The organism is Moorena sp. SIO3H5 (assembly GCF_010692395.1).
GTDB lineage: Bacteria > Cyanobacteriota > Cyanobacteriia > Cyanobacteriales > Coleofasciculaceae > Moorena.
In genome coordinates, this window is sequence record NZ_JAAHHS010000623.1 from 1 (window position 1) to 3111 (window position 3111).

Consider the following 3111-nt stretch of genomic DNA (forward strand, 5'->3'; position numbering starts at 1 on the left):
CTGGTCATACTGCCCAACAGATTCTGCCTCAAATTATCAAGCAGTTAAAGGAAAGTGATTTGCAGCCGTTAACGGTAGAAGTGCCCATACCGGATTCCGCAACAGAGCAAGAACAGGATAAAAGCACCAAGGGAAATGTCGGAAATGGTTTGATGGAGCTAGTGTTAGGATTACCCGATCGATGCCATCGCAGACGTGCAGACTGGGTAAAGGTAGCGACTAATGGACGAATTGTGCGATCGCATGAATTGGAACAAACCATGATCACAGCATTAGCTCGAACCTTGCCTCGCGACCGCTATCCCATTTGTTTCCTGCACCTGCGGATTTGTCCGAGTCAAATCGACTGGAATCGTCATCCAGCCAAGACCGAAATTTACTTACACTCCGTATCTTACTGGCAAGAGCAAGTTGCTGAAGCTATCGAGCACGCTTTGCGAATCACTCCAGCCACTCTGCCAGAAGCGATTCACTCTAACAGGGTAAAACAGTTACTCAAAACATCGGAAGCTAGAGGAGGTTACATCACCAGTCGTTCAATTCAAGGGATAGCAGCCACTCAAGAAATTACTGACAAAACTGATAGCAAAACCGATGATATTGGGCTAATCCAACTGCGAGCCGTGGCTCAGCTTCATAATATGTATATCGTAGCAGAGCATCCCACCGGTATTTGGTTAATTGAACAACACATTGCCCACGAACGGGTGTTGTATGAAGAATTATGCGATCGCTGGCAGTTAGTCCCCTTAGAACCTCCCATCATTCTCCAGCAGTTATCCCCTAAGCAGGTTGAACAACTACAGCGCATTGGTTTCGAAGTTGACCCCTTTGGAGAAGAATTGTGGGCAGTACGGAATGCACCAGAACTGTTGCGCGAGCGAGACGATTGTGCCAAAGCCCTATTAGAGCTGAGTTTAGGAGGAGACTTACAAACCGCTCAAGTAGCAACTGCCTGCCGCAGTGCAATTCGCAATGGTATCCCCCTGAGCTTGTCAGAAATGCAGCAGTTATTAGATCAGTGGAAAAAGACTAGAAATCCTCGCACTTGTCCCCACGGGCGTCCCATTTATTTATCCTTAAAAGAGTCTTCTCTTTCTCGTTTTTTCCGCCGTCATTGGGTAATTGGAAAAAGTCATGGGATATAAGGAAGGGTTGGTAAGTTATCAAGTTGAACGCGCACGCGTGGCCTTTTGGCCAAGGTTAGCCAGTTATCAAGTTATAGTAATCCCTGTAGTAATTGTGAGAATTGTTCTTCCCTACTCCCTACTCCCATTAATCGATTAACTGTTGTCCATTTCTAGATACTTTTCTACTAACTCTAAAATCTTTTCCTCCTGGAATCCTTCGGCTAAATCTTTGAGTTTTTTAGCAAAGGGGATATATTTTGTATTCAGTTCTTCAAGATAAGTAGCTCGTTGACGAATCTTTTTCATACTGCCGAGCATGGCTAATTCGTAGAGCACTTCCATTTCTGCTGGTGGCGGAATCACTAACGGTTGCTCAATTCTAGCTGCTGCTATGGTCTGTGGAGACTCTTCTTCATAAATCCACTCTAGTTGTAAATACTCTCCCAACAATTTCAGCAACTGTTGCTCATCCACAGGTTTGGACAAAAAGCCTTGACAGCCGACAAGCTTACTTTTCTCAATGTCTGTGTCTAAAACGTTAGCGGACACCACAATAATTGGTATATCCTGCATTTGAGGTAGGTTTCTCAGTTCTGCGATCGCTTCAAAGCCAGTTTTGACCGGCATGACTAAGTCGGTCAATATCACGTCAGGTTGCAGCTGTTGAGCTAGTTCGATTTCCTCCTGGCCATTTTCTGCCATCACAATTTCAAAGCCCAACGGCTCCAGCATGTTCTGCAACACAGCTCGATTTGCTGCTTTATCTTCCGCTATTAATACCTTGCGCCGAGAGCCAATATAACCAACAATTTGCCCCAGCTTTTGTTGCTGCTGTGGTTGGTATGTTTCTACTAATGGGAAGGTAACATCAAACCAGAAGGTAGAGCCATAACCAAATTCGCTTGTGACTTGTAGCTTTGCTCCCATTAGCTCTACTAACTGCTTGGTGATGGCTAAACCTAAACCAGTGCCAGCAGCACGCCTTTGGGTATCTCCTACTTGTTCAAAGGGTTGGAAAATTTTCTGTAACTGTTCGTCGGTCATACCAACACCGGTATCAATTACTTGAAAACGGATAATTGAAGTCGTTTGTTGTTGGTCAATTAAGCTAACTTGCAAGGTTACTTCACCAGAGTCGGTGAATTTAACAGCATTACCTAATAAATTCAGCAATACCTGTCGCAGTCGTTTCTCGTCAGCTTTAATGCCATGAGGTAAGTTATTTTCAGGGTTATATTGGAATACAATATCTTTTTCTAATGCTCTCATCCGGATAATTCCGACCACAGTTCCGATGAAACTTTCGAGGTGTAAATCTCTGGGGTAGAGTTCCATTTTGCGAGCTTCAATTTTAGATAAGTCTAAAATATCATTGATCAGAGTTAACAAATGGTTGCCGCTTTGCTCAATAATCGTCAAACCATCGATTTCCCTGGTGCCGAGGTCTCGGTTCCGCTTCAGGATTTGAGCATAGCCAAGAATGCCATTGAGAGGAGTACGCAATTCATGGCTCATATTGGAGAGAAAATCGCTTTTAGCTTGGTTAGCCGCATCCGCTTTTTGTTTAGCAGCTTTGAGTTGTTGATTAGACTCCGCTAGTTGTTGATTAGACTCCGCTAGTTGAACGGTGCGTTCTTCTACTTTTTGTTCTAGGGTGTGCGAATAGTCTTCTAATTGGCCATACAATAGGGAATTTTCTAGAGAAATTGCGGCTTGGGATGTGAGCAGATTTAAAACTTCTAATCGGTCTGGTGTAAAGGCTCCAGTGGTGAGATAATTTTCTAGATAAAGTAAGCCAATTAGTTGACCTTGATTGATGATGGGACTACACATCAGACTCCGGGGTTGCTGACGGATAAAATAGGGGTCAGCAGCTAAGATAGTCTCAACGGTAATATCATTGATAACTAAGGTTTCCAATTTCCGCTTAACATAATTGATCGCACTTTGGGGAATATCTGGGCTTTCTTCTACTGGCATA

2 protein-coding genes are annotated in these 3111 nt (G+C 43.8%); one reads left to right on the forward strand and one right to left on the reverse strand.

Going from position 1 to position 3111, the window contains the following annotated elements; genetic code table 11:
* A partial coding sequence (mutL, locus tag F6K52_RS34610) for a DNA mismatch repair endonuclease MutL (protein ID WP_293089479.1) occupies positions 1-1148 on the forward strand: 1148 nt, incomplete at its 5' end.
* A 135-nt stretch (positions 1149-1283) separates the two neighbouring features.
* Here mutL and F6K52_RS34615 read toward each other — a convergent pair.
* On the reverse strand, positions 1284-3111 hold a 1828-nt coding region (locus tag F6K52_RS34615; protein WP_293089482.1), incomplete at its 5' end, for a GAF domain-containing hybrid sensor histidine kinase/response regulator.